At 62.5% G+C, this 15,700-nt stretch carries 16 protein-coding genes; 11 read left to right on the top strand and 5 right to left on the bottom strand.

Annotated elements, in window-relative coordinates:
* Nucleotides 1–5 precede the first annotated feature (5 nt).
* The 11 genes from PAF12_RS12630 to PAF12_RS12580 all read left to right on the top strand — a co-directional run bounded on the left by PAF12_RS12630 (nucleotide 6) and on the right by PAF12_RS12580 (nucleotide 10,822).
* The gene (locus tag PAF12_RS12630; protein WP_271107314.1) at nucleotides 6–449 is read left to right on the top strand and encodes a universal stress protein; all 444 of its coding nucleotides are present in this window, start codon (nucleotides 6–8) and stop codon (nucleotides 447–449) included.
* Nucleotides 450–466: 17 nt separating this feature from the next.
* Entirely contained in the window at nucleotides 467–1,174 is a 708-nt protein-coding gene (locus PAF12_RS12625) for an ectoine utilization protein EutA (protein ID WP_271107313.1), read from the top strand.
* Nucleotides 1,168–2,136, top strand: coding sequence for a hydroxyectoine utilization dehydratase EutB (gene eutB / locus PAF12_RS12620; protein ID WP_271107311.1), 969 nt, complete (start codon nucleotides 1,168–1,170; stop codon nucleotides 2,134–2,136). The genes PAF12_RS12625 and eutB overlap by 7 nt, the downstream gene beginning before the upstream one ends.
* Nucleotides 2,133–3,101, top strand: a complete 969-nt coding sequence (locus PAF12_RS12615; RefSeq protein WP_271107310.1) for a cyclodeaminase — start codon at nucleotides 2,133–2,135, stop codon at nucleotides 3,099–3,101. Before eutB ends, PAF12_RS12615 begins: the two co-directional genes overlap by 4 nt.
* Entirely contained in the window at nucleotides 3,102–4,298 is a 1,197-nt protein-coding gene (gene doeA, locus PAF12_RS12610) for an ectoine hydrolase DoeA (RefSeq protein WP_271107308.1), read from the top strand. It abuts the gene before it with no gap.
* Nucleotides 4,295–5,296, top strand: coding sequence for a N(2)-acetyl-L-2,4-diaminobutanoate deacetylase DoeB (gene doeB / locus PAF12_RS12605; RefSeq protein WP_271107307.1), 1,002 nt, complete (start codon nucleotides 4,295–4,297; stop codon nucleotides 5,294–5,296). Before doeA ends, doeB begins: the two co-directional genes overlap by 4 nt.
* A gap of 87 nt (nucleotides 5,297–5,383) precedes the next feature.
* Nucleotides 5,384–6,487 carry an ABC transporter ATP-binding protein gene (locus tag PAF12_RS12600; protein WP_271107306.1) on the top strand — a complete coding sequence of 368 codons (1,104 nt, stop codon included), beginning with the start codon at nucleotides 5,384–5,386 and terminating at the stop codon, nucleotides 6,485–6,487.
* A complete protein-coding gene (locus PAF12_RS12595; RefSeq protein ID WP_271107305.1) occupies nucleotides 6,484–7,563 on the top strand; it encodes an MBL fold metallo-hydrolase in 1,080 nt (359 codons plus the stop codon). The genes PAF12_RS12600 and PAF12_RS12595 overlap by 4 nt, the downstream gene beginning before the upstream one ends.
* The gene (locus PAF12_RS12590; protein WP_271107304.1) at nucleotides 7,557–8,105 is read left to right on the top strand and encodes a histidine phosphatase family protein; all 549 of its coding nucleotides are present in this window, start codon (nucleotides 7,557–7,559) and stop codon (nucleotides 8,103–8,105) included. The genes PAF12_RS12595 and PAF12_RS12590 overlap by 7 nt, the downstream gene beginning before the upstream one ends.
* A 34-nt stretch (nucleotides 8,106–8,139) precedes the next feature.
* Nucleotides 8,140–9,120, top strand: coding sequence for an ABC transporter substrate-binding protein (locus PAF12_RS12585; protein ID WP_271107303.1), 981 nt, complete (start codon nucleotides 8,140–8,142; stop codon nucleotides 9,118–9,120).
* Nucleotides 9,121–9,208: 88 nt separating this feature from the next.
* Entirely contained in the window at nucleotides 9,209–10,822 is a 1,614-nt protein-coding gene (locus PAF12_RS12580) for an iron ABC transporter permease (RefSeq protein ID WP_271107302.1), read from the top strand.
* Nucleotides 10,823–10,850: 28 nt separating this feature from the next.
* Here the strand turns inward: PAF12_RS12580 and PAF12_RS12575 are convergent, their stop codons facing one another.
* From PAF12_RS12575 to PAF12_RS12555, 5 genes are read right to left on the bottom strand one after another with little or no spacing between them, the layout of a single operon-like run.
* Nucleotides 10,851–11,804 carry an NAD(P)-dependent oxidoreductase gene (locus PAF12_RS12575; RefSeq protein WP_271107301.1) on the bottom strand — a complete coding sequence of 318 codons (954 nt, stop codon included), beginning with the start codon at nucleotides 11,802–11,804 and terminating at the stop codon, nucleotides 10,851–10,853.
* A complete protein-coding gene (locus PAF12_RS12570; RefSeq protein ID WP_271107300.1) occupies nucleotides 11,762–12,850 on the bottom strand; it encodes an isocitrate/isopropylmalate dehydrogenase family protein in 1,089 nt (362 codons plus the stop codon). The genes PAF12_RS12575 and PAF12_RS12570 overlap by 43 nt, the downstream gene beginning before the upstream one ends.
* A gap of 40 nt (nucleotides 12,851–12,890) precedes the next feature.
* Nucleotides 12,891–14,162, bottom strand: coding sequence for a TRAP transporter large permease (locus PAF12_RS12565; protein WP_271107299.1), 1,272 nt, complete (start codon nucleotides 14,160–14,162; stop codon nucleotides 12,891–12,893).
* Nucleotides 14,159–14,653: a TRAP transporter small permease gene (locus PAF12_RS12560; protein ID WP_271107298.1), complete on the bottom strand. Its 495-nt coding sequence runs from the start codon at nucleotides 14,651–14,653 to the stop codon at nucleotides 14,159–14,161. Before PAF12_RS12560 ends, PAF12_RS12565 begins: the two co-directional genes overlap by 4 nt.
* A 60-nt stretch (nucleotides 14,654–14,713) precedes the next feature.
* Entirely contained in the window at nucleotides 14,714–15,688 is a 975-nt protein-coding gene (locus tag PAF12_RS12555; RefSeq protein ID WP_271107297.1) for a TRAP transporter substrate-binding protein, read from the bottom strand.
* Nucleotides 15,689–15,700: the final 12 nt, after the last annotated feature.

Raw genomic sequence — 15,700 nt, 5'->3', positions numbered from 1 at the left:
GCTGCATGTTCAAGAAAATTCTTGTGCCCTATGACGGATCCAATGGCGCGTGGCGGGCGCTTGGCAAGGCGATTGAACTGGCGAAGCTGTGTCAGGCACATCTGGTGATCCTGACCGTGTATCGTCATCATTCGATGCTGGAGGCCTCGTTGTCGATGGTACGCGGCAATATCGAGCGCGGCGGCAATCTCGATCAGGAGATGCGCGAAACGGCGCGGGAGGCGGCGGATTTTGCCAAGAAACACGCAAAGGAAGCCGGCGTCGAAAATGTCAGCGCCTTTATCAAGGCGGGTCAGCCGGCGCGGACGATCATCTCGTTCGGCAAGGAAAAGGGCTGCGATGCGATTGTTGTCGGCTCACGCGGGCTTGGCGCGACAGAAGGGTATCTGCTCGGCTCGGTCAGCCACAAGGTGACCGGACTTGCCGATGTTCCGGTGCTGGTCGTGTAAGGCGGGACGCAGCAAAGATGTGGCGCGACCCCGAGCATCCCCGCTTCGGCCTGATCACCCTCGCGACCGATCTCACGACGGAGGGCGACGCCGTCCGGTTGTTGCCGCCTCATTGCCGCCTGCATGTCACGCGCATTGCGTTCGACAACCCGACGACACGGGAAAACCTGCTGCAAACCGGCCCGCGGCTGCGCGATGCGGTTGATCTGCTGGTGCCGGGGGTCGAACTGGCCGGTATCGGTTTTGCCTGCACCTCAGCCTCGGCTGTGCTGGGTGAGCAGGTGCAGAAATTGCTGGGTGACCGTGCGCCGGTGACGACTCCGGCAAATGCGGCTTTGCGTGGCTTTGCGGCGCTCGGGGTTGGGCGGATCGCACTGATGACGCCCTATCTTGCGGCGACGGCGGATCTGGTCGGAGACCACTTCGAGGCGCACGGCCTGTCGGTGTTGCGGCGCCATTCGATGGAATTCGAGGATGATCGGGATATGGCCTTCCAGCCCGCTGACCGCATCATCGACTTTGCTGCCGCTGCCGATCACCCGGATGCGGAGGCCATGTTTATTTCCTGTACCGCGTTGCCTGCCGTTTCCGTCATTGACCGCATCGAAGCGCGATTGGGAAAGCCCGTCATCAGCTCTAACCTGGCGATGTTTTGGGCGATGCTGGATCAGGCGCAGATCCCGGCTGACGGGCCGGGGAGTTTGTTCGGGGTGCGTACATGGTGAAGTCATTTGAAGTCTCGCTGGATGATATTCGCGGCGCGGCGGAACGTATCCGTGATATGGTGCGCGTCACACCGTTCAGATCATCCCTTCGCCTGTCACAGGTGGCGGGCAGGCCGGTCTGGCTGAAATGCGAGCATGAGCAGATAACCGGGGCGTTCAAGCTGCGCGGTGCGTCGAACGCGGTCGCCCGGCTTCGCAATGTTGCCGGGGTCACCACGGCCTCCACGGGAAATCATGGCCGTGCGCTGGCTCACGCGGCGCGGCAGGCGGGGTTGCCAGCGGTGATCTGTGTGTCGAAGCTGGTGCCGCAAAACAAGCTGGATGCGATTGAAGCGCTTGGGGCAGAAGCGCGCGTGATCGGCGAAAGTCAGGATGACGCCTTTGAAGAGGCGCGGCGGCTGGAGCGGGAGGAAGGATTTGCCCTGATCCCGCCCTTCGACCATCCCGATGTCATCGCAGGGCAGGGAACGCTCGGGTTGGAAATCCTGGACCAGATGCCCGATGCCGCCGCGATTGCGGTTCCGTTGTCCGGGGGCGGCCTGCTCGCCGGGGTCGCATTGGCGGCGAAATCGCTGCGGCCTGATATCCGTATCATCGGGATCAGCATGGAACGCGGCGCGGCAATGGCCGAAAGCCTGCGCGCGGGAAAACCGGTCGAGGTGACGGAGTTGGAGACGCTTGCCGACAGTCTTGGTGGCGGGATCGGATTGGATAATCGTTTCACCTTCCCGATGGTCCGTGACCTCATGGACGATCTGATTTTGCTGACCGAGACCGAAATTGCCGCTGGCATCCGGCATCTCGCTGTAGAAGATGGTGAGACGGTCGAGGGCGCGGCTGCCGTGGGGGCGAGCGCGATCCTGGCGAACAAGCTGAGGGGAAGGGGTCCGCTGGTGCTGATCTTGTCTGGCCAGAACATTGATCCGTCGCTGCATGAGGCCATCGTGAAGGGTGAGAGATGAGCGATATTCTGATCCTCCACGAAGACCGCCTTCGTGAACGCGTTCATCTGGATGACGCCGCGATCAAGGTGGTCGAAACCGCGTTTGCCCGACTGGCGGAAGGCGGGGTGGAGATGCCGCCGGTCCTGTCGATGCATATGCCGGATGTGAATGGCGAGGTGGACGTCAAGACCGCCTATGTTCCGGGCCTGCCGGGATTCGCGGTCAAGATCAGCCCCGGTTTCTTTGACAATCCGTCGAAGGGTCTGCCGTCCACCTCCGGGATGATGGTGGTGTTGTCGAGTGAGACCGGGCGGGTACAGGCGGTACTGTTGGATAATGGTTATCTGACCGATGTCAGGACCGCCGCCGCCGGGGGCGTTGCCGCGAAACATCTGGCGCGTTCGGACGCGACGCGGGCGGCGATTTTCGGTGCTGGTTTGCAGGCACGCCTGCAGTTGCGGGCGCTGCGGCTGGTGCGCCCGATTGCAGAGGCCGTGATCTGGGCCCGCGATCCCGCAAAGGCGCAGGCGATGGCAGCGGAGATGAACGGCGATGGTCTGAGCGTTCGCGCCGAACCTGACCCCGCCAAGGCAGCCGCTTTCGCCGATATTATCGTCACCACGACACCGGCAAGCCAGCCGATCCTCAAGGCTGACTGGCTGCAAGCTGGCCAGCATGTGACGGCTATGGGCAGCGACCAGGACGGCAAGAACGAACTGGACCCGCACTGTCTGGACCGGGCCGATCTCTATGTCGCTGACCGGGTCAGCCAAACGCAGTCTCTGGGCGAATTACAGGCGGCGCTGAACGCCGGTCTGATCGCCGATACGACCGAGATCCCGGAGCTTGGCGAGATTATCATCGGCCGACATCCCGGCCGCACCCATCCCGATCAGATCACCATCGCTGATCTGACCGGCACCGGCGTACAGGACACCGCCATCGCAACCCACGCGCTTGCCGCGTTTTCGAAAGAACCGTGAATGCCCGAACTGCAAAGGACACCCGAGAGATTCTCGACCGCCGAATATGAGCGCCGCCTTCGCCAGACCCGCGAAAGCATGGCAAAGCTGGGGCTGGATCTGCTGATCGTCAGCGATCCGTCGAACATGGCATGGCTGACCGGCTATGACGGCTGGTCCTTCTATGTCCATCAATGCGTGATCGTCGGCCCGACCGGCCAGCCGATCTGGTTCGGGCGCGGGCAGGACGCGAATGGCGCGCTGCGCACCGTCTGGATGAGCGATGACCAGATCATCGGCTATCCCGATTACTATGTGCAGTCGGTTGAACGGCACCCGATGGATTACCTCTGGGCGCAACTGGCCGACCGGGGCTGGCATCGCGGCTTTATCGGCGTCGAGATGGACAATTACTGGTATTCCGCCAAGGCGCATGAGCGGCTGACCTATGGTCTGCCCGAGGCCGAGATTCTGGACGCGACCGGTCTTGTGAACTGGCAGCGCGCGGTGAAATCCGGCGAAGAGCTGGGCTATATGCGCAAGGCCGCCCGGATCGTCGAACGCATGCATCGCCGCATCGCTGACAAGGTCGAGGTCGGGATGCGCAAATGCGATCTGGTGGCCGAGATCTATGATGCGGGCCTGCGCTATGATGAATGGTCGGGGCATGGCGGCGATTACCCGGCCATCGTGCCGCTGCTGCCCTCGGGGCCGGATGCCGCCGCGCCGCATCTGACATGGGACGATCTGCCGATGAAGCCCGATGAAGGCACCTTCTTCGAGATCGCCGGCTGTTATCAGCGCTATCACTGCCCGCTGTCGCGAACGATCTTCCTCGGCAAGCCGCCGAAAAAGATGATCGACGCCGAAAAGGCCGTGCTGGAAGGCATGGAGGCCGGGCTAGATGCCGCCCGCGCGGGCAATACCTGCGAAGACATCGCAGCGGCGTTTTTCACCGTGCTGGACCGCTATGGCATCGTGAAGGACAACCGCACCGGCTATCCCATCGGGCTGTCCTATCCGCCCGACTGGGGCGAGCGCACGATGTCCCTGCGCCGCGGCGACCGGACCGAGTTGAAGCCGGGCATGACTTTCCATTTCATGACCGGCCTGTGGATGGAGGATTGGGGCTATGAGACCACCGAATCCATCATCATCACCGAGGGCGCGCCGGAAATGTTCTGCGCGCTTCCCCGAAAGATGCTGGTGAAGGAATGAGCGCGAACCCGATCCGCCCGACGATCCCGCTGGACGGGCAGGGCAAGGCGCATGGGTTCCTGCGCCTGCCCTATTCCCGCAATGACAGCGCATGGGGCAGCGTGATGATCCCGCTGACGGTGATCGCGAACGGCGACGGCCCCACGGCGCTGCTGACGGGCGCCAACCACGGTGACGAATACGAAGGCCCGATTGCCCTGCAACAGCTTGCGTGGGAGATCGAGCCTCAGCAGGTTTCGGGCCGGGTGATCATCGTGCCTTATCTGAACTATCCGGCCTTTCGTGCAGGCACACGGGTCAGCCCGATAGATCAGGTCAATATGAACCGCGCCTTTCCGGGCCGCCCCGATGGCACGCCCAGCCAGAAGATCGCCAATTACTTCAACGATGTTCTAGTGCCGATGGCGGATCTGGTGCTGGACTATCACTCCGGCGGCAAGACGCTGGATTTCCTGCCCTATGCGGCGGCACATTATCTGGATGACAAGGACCAGCAGGCGAAATGCGTGGCGGCGGTGCAGGCCTTTGGCGCGCCCTATACGATGATGATGCTGGAGATCGACAGCGTCGGCATGTTCGATACTGCTGTCGAGGAACAGGGCAAGGTTTTTGTTACCACGGAGCTTGGCGGCGGCGGAACGGCAACGGCACGCTCCGCCGAGATCGCCATTCGCGGCGCGAGGAATGTGCTGTGCCATGCGGGGATCCTCGCCGGAGAGGTCGAGACGGCGGACAGCATCATGCTCGATATGCCCGGTGATGACTGCTTCCACTTTGCCACGCGCGATGGCCTTCTGCATCCGCTCGTCGATTTGGGCGATGAGGTGAAATCGGGTCAGGCCCTTGCCCGCATCTGGCCGCCGGACCGCTCTGGCGTGGAGCCGGTAGAGGTTACCGCCAATCGTGATGGCATTCTTGCCGCGCGCCATTTCCCCGGGCTGGTGCAAAGCGGGGACTGCCTTGCGGTCATCGCCGTTACCGGGGAGAAGCAGGGCTAAAAGGGTCGATGCCGCCGCGCGAGAACGTCCCGCCTTAGCCGCCAGTGCCGTCACATTTCCATCATGCCTCCGTTGTATTCAGCGATCATGGCCGATATCAAATTCGATAAACTACTCCGTCAGTTCGGGCAGACCAAAGCCGTCGATCATGTTTCGGCGGAACTGGGTTCGGGCCGGTTTGTCGCCCTGCTGGGTCCGTCTGGCTGCGGTAAGACGACGCTCTTGCGACTGATTGCAGGGCTGGAGCGGCCCGATAGCGGCACGATCACTTTGGGGGAAGAACTTGTCGCCGGACCCGGTCACTTCGTCGGCCCCGAAAAGCGCCGTCTGGGTATGGTTTTCCAATCCTATGCCCTCTGGCCGCATATGACGGTTGCCGGGAATATCGCTTTCGGGTTGAACCAGCTTCCAAGGGTCGAACGCGATGCCCGTGTCAGCGATGCGCTGCGCATGGTCGGCATGTCCGCAATGGCGGATCGCAAACCCCATGCTTTGTCCGGCGGGCAGCGGCAACGGGTCGCCCTGGCCCGCAGCCTTGCCGCGCAGCCGCGTATTCTGCTGCTAGACGAACCGCTGGCCAATCTGGACGCGCATCTGCGTCAGTCCATGCTCGCCGAATTCCGGCGGATACACGCCGCGACCGGCTGCATGATGGTCTTTGTGACCCACGATCAGAATGAGGCGATGGCGGTCGCGGATACGGTTGGTGTGATGGATCGCGGCCGGTTGGAACAGCTTGCCGCACCGATGGAGTTGTTTGACCGTCCGGCCTCACCGATGGTGGCGCGATTTGTCGGGCACGGGCGGACCTTGCCGGTTCAGGTAGCGCAGCGGGATACTGATGGGAACTGCCATATCCGTATCGGAGATGTGCCCGTTGTCGTGCCCGGTCTGGTGGCCCGCGGCCCCGCTTGGCTTTGCGTTCATGCCCGCGATCTTGTCATCGGATCGGAAGGAATTGCTGCGACCGTGGCGTCGGTCCGGTTCGAGGACGGATACCATGTTGCCGAGCTTCTGCTGGACGCGCTGCCGGAGGCGGATACGCTTCCCGTTCGGCTCGACAGCCCCGCGAAACAAGGCGAGGCGATACGGGTCCGGCTGCGTGGTGGTTGGGTGTTGCCGCGAGGGGGCGCCGCGCACCCGAAAGCTGATGTCGCGATGTCCGCCGACAGACATCGGGAGCCAGCGTGAAACGGCTGACGGCATTGGGCGGGTTTGACGCCAAGGGGCCTGCCTGCTTCCTGCTTGAGATCAATGGATCGCGGCTTCTGCTGGACATGGGGAAAGGGCCGGATGCAGGTCGTCGACCGGACCTCGACGGGATTGGATCGGTTGATGCGGTTCTGATCTCGCACGGACATGGGGATCATATCGGTTCGCTTGATTGGCTGGACCGGGTCGGAAATCCGCCCGTCCATGCGACTGCGCCGGTCCGGGCGCTGGCCGATCTGCCTGTGTTGCGCGATGCGGATGATCTGCCCCAAAGCGCAAGGATTGCGGGGCTGGATGTCGAAACCGGCCCTTCCGGCCATGCGCCCGGGGCGGTCTGGATGCGGATAGGCGGCGCTCAGGGCGTTTTTTACAGCGGCGACTATGCCGACGGGACCGGCCTGTTTCCCGCCAGCGATCCGCCGATGGCGGAGGTTGCCGTTCTGGACTGCTCCTATGGCGCGGAAACGGACAGTATTCCGGCGCAGCGGGCGCGCTTGCTTGCAGCGATCGGCGATGGTCCGTGCTTGTTGCCCGTTCAGCCAGCAGGGCGGGGTGTGGAAATTGCGCTGGCCTGCCTTCAGGCGGGGAAAGACATCGCGATCTGTGACGATATTCGCCGGGTCGTCGAGGTAATGTGCCGCTTCCCGGAATGGCTTGCGCCCGGCAGTGACGAGGCGCTGCGCCATCTTCTGCACGCGGCGCGACCGCTGACTTCCGACAGCCCGCTCAGTGGCGTCATGATTGCTGCTGGCGCAAATTGCGGCAGCGGCATGTCTGCGGAACTGGGGCTGCGCGCGATCGGGACCGGAAACGTGCCGGTTATCTTCACCGGCCATTTGTCGAAAGGCGCCCCTGCCGGGACATGGGTTGAAGACGGCCTCGCGCAAAAGCTGATGTGGAATGTGCATCCCGATCTGATCACCATCCGGCGGCTTTTGTCCTGCAGCGGGGCGAAACGAGTGCTGGCGGCTTTTGCGCCGAAGGCCGCGCGCGAGGCGCTGTCTGCCGCGATCCCGGAAGCCGGATGGGTCAATACCGGAGTGATAGAGTGGTGATCGTTCCTGACAATGGATTTCTGTTCATGCGTCACGGCGAGACGGAGGCCAATGCTCGGGGCATCATCTGCGGTAGCACCGATCTGCCGCTGAACCGCGTGGGCGAAGAACAGGCGGATAGAACGGCAGAATTCCTGCGTGGGACGAATATCCGGAAGATCGTTACCTCATCGCTGCTGCGCGCCCGCCAGACTGCAGCTTCTGTCACAAGGGTTACCGGAATTGAGCCGCAGTTGGTGTCCGGGCTGGAAGAACGCAACTGGGGCGCGTGGGAAGGGCAGCCGAGATCGGTTCTCAGACGCGACGAAACGCCGCCCGGTGGTGAAAGTCCCGGTGATTTTCGCGCGCGCGTTATCGCTGCCTTTGAGGGCCTGCATCTGAACGAACCCACCCTGATCGTCGCGCATTCGGGTGTTGCGCGTGAAATTCACCTCTATCTGACCGACCAACCGCATCGCCGGATGGAAAATGCGGAACTGGTCTTGTGGTCGCGAATATCGGGGCAATGGAACTGTCATGAATGTTTCAAACCCGGGGGATAGGCATGGCAGGTAAATCCGATACAGGAGTAACGAGATGAAGAGTTTCCGCAACGCCGCGATTGCCATATTCGCGATGGCGTCTCCGGTTCTGGCGCAGCCTTCCGGGGCGATCACCGTCTATACCTCTCAGCCGCAGGAGCAGATGGCGACCGTGGTTGAGGCGTTCAATGCCGACTACCCGGATGTGCAGGTCGAAATCTTCCGCACCGGCACCACGGAGCTGATGTCGAAGCTGCAGGCCGAATTCGCCGCCGGGTCGACCCCGGCCGATGTTCTGCTGATCGCGGATGCCGTGGCGATGACGCAGCTGAAGAATGACGACCGGCTGCTGGCTTATGCGGATGCGCCCCTGGACGGTATCCCCGCCGATGTCGTCGATGCGGATAAGACGTTCTTCGGCACCAAGCTGATCACCACGGGTATCGTGTATAACACCGGCATGGTCGATCAGGCCCCGACCTCGTGGGACGATCTGCGCGCGCCCGAGGTGGCCGGTTCGCTGATCATGCCCAGCCCGCTTTATTCCGGCGCTGCCGTGATCCATGTCGGCACCGTGACCCAGCAGCCCGATCTCGGCTGGGGTTTCTATGAGGAGCTGGCCGCCAACGGTGCGGTTGCCGGTCAGGGCAACGGCACGGTGATCGAGGCCGTGGCGCGCGGCGAGAAGGCGTACGGCATCATCATCGAATACATGGCCATGAACGCCAAGGCCGATGGCTCGCCCGTCGATTTCGTCTGGCCGGATCAGGGCGTCAGCGCGATCACGCAGCCTGTCGCCATCGTCAAGGGCACGGATAACGAAGAAGCCGCAAAGGCGTTCGTTGACTGGCAGCTGTCCAAGACGGCGCAGGAGCAGTCGGTGGCGCAAGGCTACTTCCCGATCATCGAGGGGGTTTCTCCGCCCGAGGGATATCCGGCACTTGAAGCCCTGAACATCATGCCGCTCGACGCGGATAAGCTGATGGCCGACGATCAGGCCAACAAGGAGAAATTCGCTGAGCTTTTCGGCGGCTGATATCCGGCTTCGAAGCAATGCAGGGGGCGGCGTTCATCTGATCGTCGCCCTCCTTGCCGCATATGTTCTGCTGACCGGCGCCTGGCCGTTGCTGCGACTTTTTGCGCTGGCGCTGATGCCGGGGGATAGCGGTCAGACGCTGGGTCTTATGCGGGAGACTCTGGGCTCCCGTGCGTTTCAAAGTGCTTTCAGCAACACGCTTGCGGCGTCCGGCGGATCGGTTTTCATTTCCACGGTTCTGGGTGGGGTGCTGGCTTTCGCGACCGGGCTGCTGCGACTGCCGGGGCGTGCGTTGATCAGCTTTCTGGCCCTGTCGCCGCTGCTGATTCCGTCCCAGATCATGGCGCTGGCATGGATCGAGATGATGGGCAGCGGCTCGTTCGCGCTTGGCCTGTTCGGACTGGCACCGCCGCCCGGTGCTTCAAATCCGATGTATTCAGGCGCAGGTGTGGCCTGGCTGATGGGGCTGGAGCATATGCCGCTGGTCTTCATCGCTGTCCGGGCCAGCCTGTCGGCCATCCCCGGTGACCTTGTCGAGGCGGCGCGTATCGGTGGTGCGGGGCAGGGGCGCATCGCTGCGAGGGTTATTTTCCCGCTGACGGTGCCGTCCCTCGCTGCGGGTGCGGTTCTTGCATTCGCCGCGGCCATCGGCAATTTCGGCGTGCCGGCGCTTCTGGGTATTCCGGGGCGGTTTCCGGTTCTGACCACCCTGATTTATCGCCAACTTAACGGCTTCGGCCCTGCCGTGATGGGTAAGGTGGCGGTCATGGCGCTGGTTCTGGTTTTGCTTGCGGCGTTGGCGCTTCTGTTGCGGCAGGTTGTGCTGAGGCGCTTATCCGTGCCGCTTCCGCCGGGGGCAGGGTTCGCCGGGTTTGATCCCGGTCGCGGCAAGTGGGCCTTCCTTGCGATATTATGGCTCGTGCTGCTGTGGCTGTCGATCCTGCCGATCATCGCTTTGACCACAACGGCGCTGGTTCCCGCACTTGGTGTTCCCTTCGGGCTGGAGACCGCAAGCCTGAAGAATTTCGACGCCGCAATTGCAAATCCGGCGGTTCGGCGGGCATTTGCGAATTCCTTCGGTCTGGCGGGGCTGGCCGGGTTCATGTCTGCCTTGGTCGCCATTGTCCTGGGTTGGCTGTCCGTCACGGCGCGCAACCCGTTTGCCAAGGCGCTGAGCTGGCTTGCCGATGCGGCATTCGTGGTGCCGGGAACGGTGCTCGCCCTGTCGATGATCCTCGTCTATCTGCGCCCGCTGCCGGTTATCGGTGTGTCGATATACGGAACCGCCCTGATCCTGCTCATCGCCTATCTGGGGCGTTTCCTGCCGATGGCGCTGCGCCCGGTCGAGGCGTCGATCTCCGCCACCGATCCGTCATTGGACGAGGCGGCGCGGATCGCCGGGGCAGGTGTTTTACGGCGCATTGCCCGGATTGCCGGACCGGGGGTTCTGCCTGCGGCGATTGCAGGCGGGCTGCTGATCTTCATGACCGCTGTGAATGAACTGACCCTGTCTGCGCTGCTCTGGTCGGCGGGGCATGAGACAATCGGGGTGCAGATATTCTCCATGCAGTATGAGGGCAATTCGACCGGGGCCGCTGCGCTTTCGGTCATGGCATTGGCTCTGGTTGGGTTACTGGTGCTGTTGACAGACAGGTTGGGCGGGCGGTTGCCCCCCGGAACCCTGCCGTGGCGATCTGCGTGAACGGATTGCTGTCCGGATCGTCGGAAAGCTACCCGGACTTGCCCTCTGCCTGTTTCAGCATCAATTCAGGTTGTTCCGGCAGGAAAATATCCCCGTGTCCGTCATCCACCAGCTTCTGCAATGTGTCGCGGACCGCAGCGGCGACCAGATCGGGCGTGCCCAGCTCTGCCGTCATGCGGTTATAATAGCTCAGGTCCTTCAGGCTGTTGTTGATCGTAAACCGCATCTGATCGACGGCGCCTTCCAGCAGAAAAGGCGACAAGCGATCAAGTCCGGCGCCATGACCGCCGCCGCGGCGTAGGCAGTCCACGAACACCTCATCGGGAATGCCCGAACGACGGGCGGAGGCAGCAGCTTCCGAGATCAGCGTCACCGTGCCGAGCGAGACGAAATTATGCAGCAGCTTCAGCCGGTGACCTGCGCCAGGCGGACCGGCATGAAAGCGGTTTTCGGAAAACGTCTCAAGAAGCGGCGTGATCCGTGCGACGACCTCCGGCGCGCCCCCGATCAGCAGGTTGAGCCTTCCCTCCTCCGCCTCTTTCGGGGTACGGGTCATGGCCGCGTCGACGAAATGCGCGCCTGCACCCTGCACCTTTGCGGCAAGCGCCACGGTCGATTCCGGCACGGCGGTCGAGCAGTCGACGACGACGGACCCCGGACGCAGCGCGCCCAGAACCCCGCCGGACCCGAGCAGCACGTCTTCCACCTGCGGCGTTCCCGTCACGCAAAGCAGCACCACGTCGCTCTCCGCCGCCATTTCGGCTGCGCTGTCGAAACCCCGTGCGCCTGCCGCGTCCAGATCATCGGTCGGCTGATTGCCCGGATGGCGCAGATAGGCGAGCGGCCAGCCATTTGCAGCGATATTGCGGGCGATCCCGTGGCCCATCAGCCCGACACCGACAATGCCGACTTTCATCTTTTCCATCTTTCGTCCTTTCCTCAGCCCAGAGCGCGGCAGATCGCCTCGGCCACTTCGCTGCATCTTGCATTGCCGCCGAGATCGCGGGGCACGGCGATATTCTCCGACAGAACCCGGCCCGCTGCTGTCTCGATGCGGTCAGCCGCCTCGGCCAGTCGCGGGTCGCCGTGGCGATCGTTCAGCCAGCGAAGCATCATGACGGCAGACAGCACGGTTGCCATCGGGCTGGCCGCATCCTGTCCCGCAATATCGGGGGCGGAGCCGTGTGCGCCCTGAAACAGCGCATGTTCGTCGCCGATCTCGCCTGACGGGGAAATACCCATACCCCCCGCCGTTGCTGCGCCGAGGTCCGAGATGATGTCGCCGAACATATTCTCCGCCACGATCACATCGTAGAACTCGGGCCGCTTGACCATATGGACCGTGATCGCGTCGGCATAGGCATAGTCAATCGCGACATCAGGATGCTGCTGATGTACCTCGTCGCAGATCGCGCGGAAAAACGCGTAGCTGCGCAGGATATTGGCCTTGTCGCAGACGGTGACACGCTTCTTACCGTCGCTGAGCGCGCCATTTCGGCTTTCGGCCAGCCGGAAGGCAAACTCGGCCACACGTTCCGTCCCTTTGCGTGTGGTCACAAGACTGTCGGAGGCGAACTCATCCCGCAGCAGAACCCCCGCACCACGGCTGGCATACAGCCCTTCGGTGTTCTCGCGCACGATGACATAGTCGATCCCGCCGCCCTCATATCCGCGCAGAGGGGATACCACGCCCGGCAGCAGCTTGACCGGGCGGACATTGGCGTAAAGGTCCAACCGGAAACGCAGGCGAAGATGCAGATCGTTGCCGACCTCGGTCCCGTCAGGATAGACGACGCCGGGCAGACCTGCCGCACCGTGAAGGATCGCATCGGCCTCGCGGCAGGCGTTGAACGTGTCCTCTGGCAGGACTTGGCCGGTCTTCTGATAATGCCCGGCGCCGCCGTCGAGCATGTCGAAATCCAGCATATCGCCGCAGGCGGTTTTCAGAACACGGAGCGCCGCCTGAGAGACCTCCGGCCCGATTCCGTCGCCGTCGATGGTTGCGATTCTGTAGCGCTTCGTTGTCATTCGCTGATCCGTTCCGGAAAAAACATGATGTGCCTCTCGCCTACATTGACCGCGTCAGAAACAGGCTGATCTGGGGCACATAGGTGATCAGCAGCAGGGCGATGATGACCGTACCAAGCGGCATCAGCAATGTCTTGAACATCCGCTGCACCGGAATCCCCGCCACAGCTGAAGCCGCAAACAGGTTCACCCCGAGCGGCGGCGTGATCATGCCCATTGCCAGATTGACGATCATGACGATGCCGAAATGCACCGGATCGACGCCGTAATTGATTGCGACCGGCGCGAGGATCGGGCCGAGGACGAGGATTGCCGCCGATGTCTCCACGAACATGCCGACGAAGAACAGCAGAAGGTTGATGAACAGCAGGAAGCTCCACTGGCTGCTGAAATTCCCCTCGGCCCAGCCACCAATTACCTGCGGCAGCCCCGATAGGCTGATGAGGAAGGACAGCAACCCGGCGGTGCCGATGATCAGCATGATCGCGCCGGTATTCACGACAGCGGTGCGGAAAATCTCCGGCAGGCCGCTGAAGGTCAGTTCCTTGTAGATGAACAACCCGACGAACAGCGCATAGGCGACGGCAACTGCCGCAGCCTCAGTCGGGGTGAACACGCCGCCATAGATGCCGCCAAGGATGATGATCGGCAGCATGAGCGCCCAGAACGCCTTGTAGGTACTGCTCAGGATCGACAGGCTCTCATCGCCGTCATTCTTGCCGTAGCCCTTCACGCGGCACCAGATCTGCACCATCAGGATCAGCATCCCGGCAATCAGGATGCCCGGCCCGATCCCGGCCATGAACAGCCGCGAGACCGAGGTTTCGGTTGAAACCGCATAGATGATCATCGGAACGGAGGGCGGAATAATCACGCCCAGCTCGGCGGAGGATGCCTGAATCGTCGCGGCCATTGGCGTCGGGTAGCCGTGTTTGACCATTGCCGGGATCAGGATGGAGCCGATGGCGAAGGTGGTTGCGACCGATGAGCCTGAGATGGCGGCGAAGATCATGCAGGTCACGATACAGGTGCTGGCCAGCCCACCCTGCATTCCGCCGACGATGGACTTTGCGAAGTCGACCAGCCGGCGCGACACGCCGCCGTGACTCATCAGATTGCCAGCGAGGATGAAGAACGGCACCGCCAGCAGCGGAAAACTGTCGAGGCTGGTGAAGATTTTCTGCGGCACCACCAGCAGCGGGAGATTGGAAAAGAAGGTGATCCCGAAAACGGAGGCCAGACCGATGGCAACCGCAACCGGGACGGAGATGATGAAAAGGACGATAAGCGAAACGGCGAGTGCGGCGTTCATTCGATAATCTCCTCCTCATTGCGCTTGACCGGCGCGAAATGCGCCAGCAGAACGCCGGGGATCGCCAGCAGGCAGCCAATGGGGATAGCGGCATAAAACCAGCTCATCGAGACGCCGAGCATTGCAATCCGCTGGTTCTGCACCCGCAGGGTCATTTGCAGCCCGTACCAGGCGAGAATGCCGAGGAACAACAGCGTCAGCCCGGTCACGACCCACATCAGGATATTGCGCGGCCCCGGCGGCAATACGCCGCGGATGAACTCCAGAGAGATCATCGCGCCGATGCGGAACCCGACACCTGCGGCCATGAACACCATCCAGATCACCGTGCCGCGTGCCGCGACCTCTGACCAGCCGGCGGAATGGCCGATCACGAAGCGGGTGAACACCTGATAGACGACCAGAAACGACGCGAAGGCGAGCAGCAGCGCCGCGAGATTATGGGTCAATGAAATCAGCCGCTCGGCGGCTTTCTGAACGGGTCCGGCCATGAGAACCTCTTTGACGGAGGTGAAGAATGCGGACGCCGTCACGACGCCCGCATGTCAGGATTACTCTTGCGCCGCGCGGATGCGGTCCACAAGATCGGCAACGCCATATTCTTCGGCGAGCTTGTCATAGGTCGGCTGAACGGCTGCGGCGAAGGCTTCCTTGTCGACGTCCTCGACCACTTCCATGCCGTTTTCGCGCATCATGGCGACGCCGTCGGCCTCGTTCTGATCGACGACGGCGCGGTCGGCTGCGGCTGCGGCCTTCGCGGCCTCGCGCACCCAGCCCTGCTGCTCTTCGCTCAGTCCGTCCCAGGTTATCTGCGACATCACGATCACGGCGGGCGAGTAGACATGCTGGGTCATGCTGGCATAGGGCTGCACCTCCCAGAGATTATTCGCCACGATGATCGGGATCGGGTTTTCCTGCGCGTCAATCGTGCCCTGCTGGAGCGAGGTGATGACTTCGGTCCAGCTCATCGGGGTCGGCGCGGCACCCATTTCGGAGAAGGCGTCCAGATGCACCTCGTTCTCCATCGTGCGGATTTTCAGCCCTTCGACATCAGCGGGCGAACTGATCGGGCCGCGTGAACTGGTGATGTTGCGGAACCCGTTTTCACCCCACGCCAACCCGACGAGGCCGACATCGCTGAACTTGTCGAGCAGTTCCTGACCGATCTCACCATCCAGCACGGCGCGCGCGCTTTCATAGCTGTCGAACAGGAACGGGAAGTCGAGCGCATAAGTTTCCGGTATGAAGTTCCCGATTGGCCCGGTGGAGCTGATGCCCAGCTCGATGGTGCCGATCTGCATCCCCTCCAGCATCTCCCGCTCGCCGCCAAGTACCCCGCCAGCCTTGACATTGACGGTGATGTCGCCGCCCGAAAGCTCGGCCATCTGTTCGGCGAAGGTGGTTGCGGCAGCGCCATAATGTGACTCTAGCGGCGGCGTAAGGGCAAAGTTCCATTCCGCTGCCTGAACTGCGACGACGCTGGTCGCGGTTGTCAGGGCGGCGGTGCAAAAAGCAACGAATTTCATATGATTTCCTCC

Source organism: Paracoccus sp. SCSIO 75233, from assembly GCF_027912675.1.
GTDB lineage: Bacteria > Pseudomonadota > Alphaproteobacteria > Rhodobacterales > Rhodobacteraceae > Paracoccus.
Note: the sequence above shows the minus strand (reverse complement) of the source record. Positions and strands in the feature narration are given on the sequence as shown.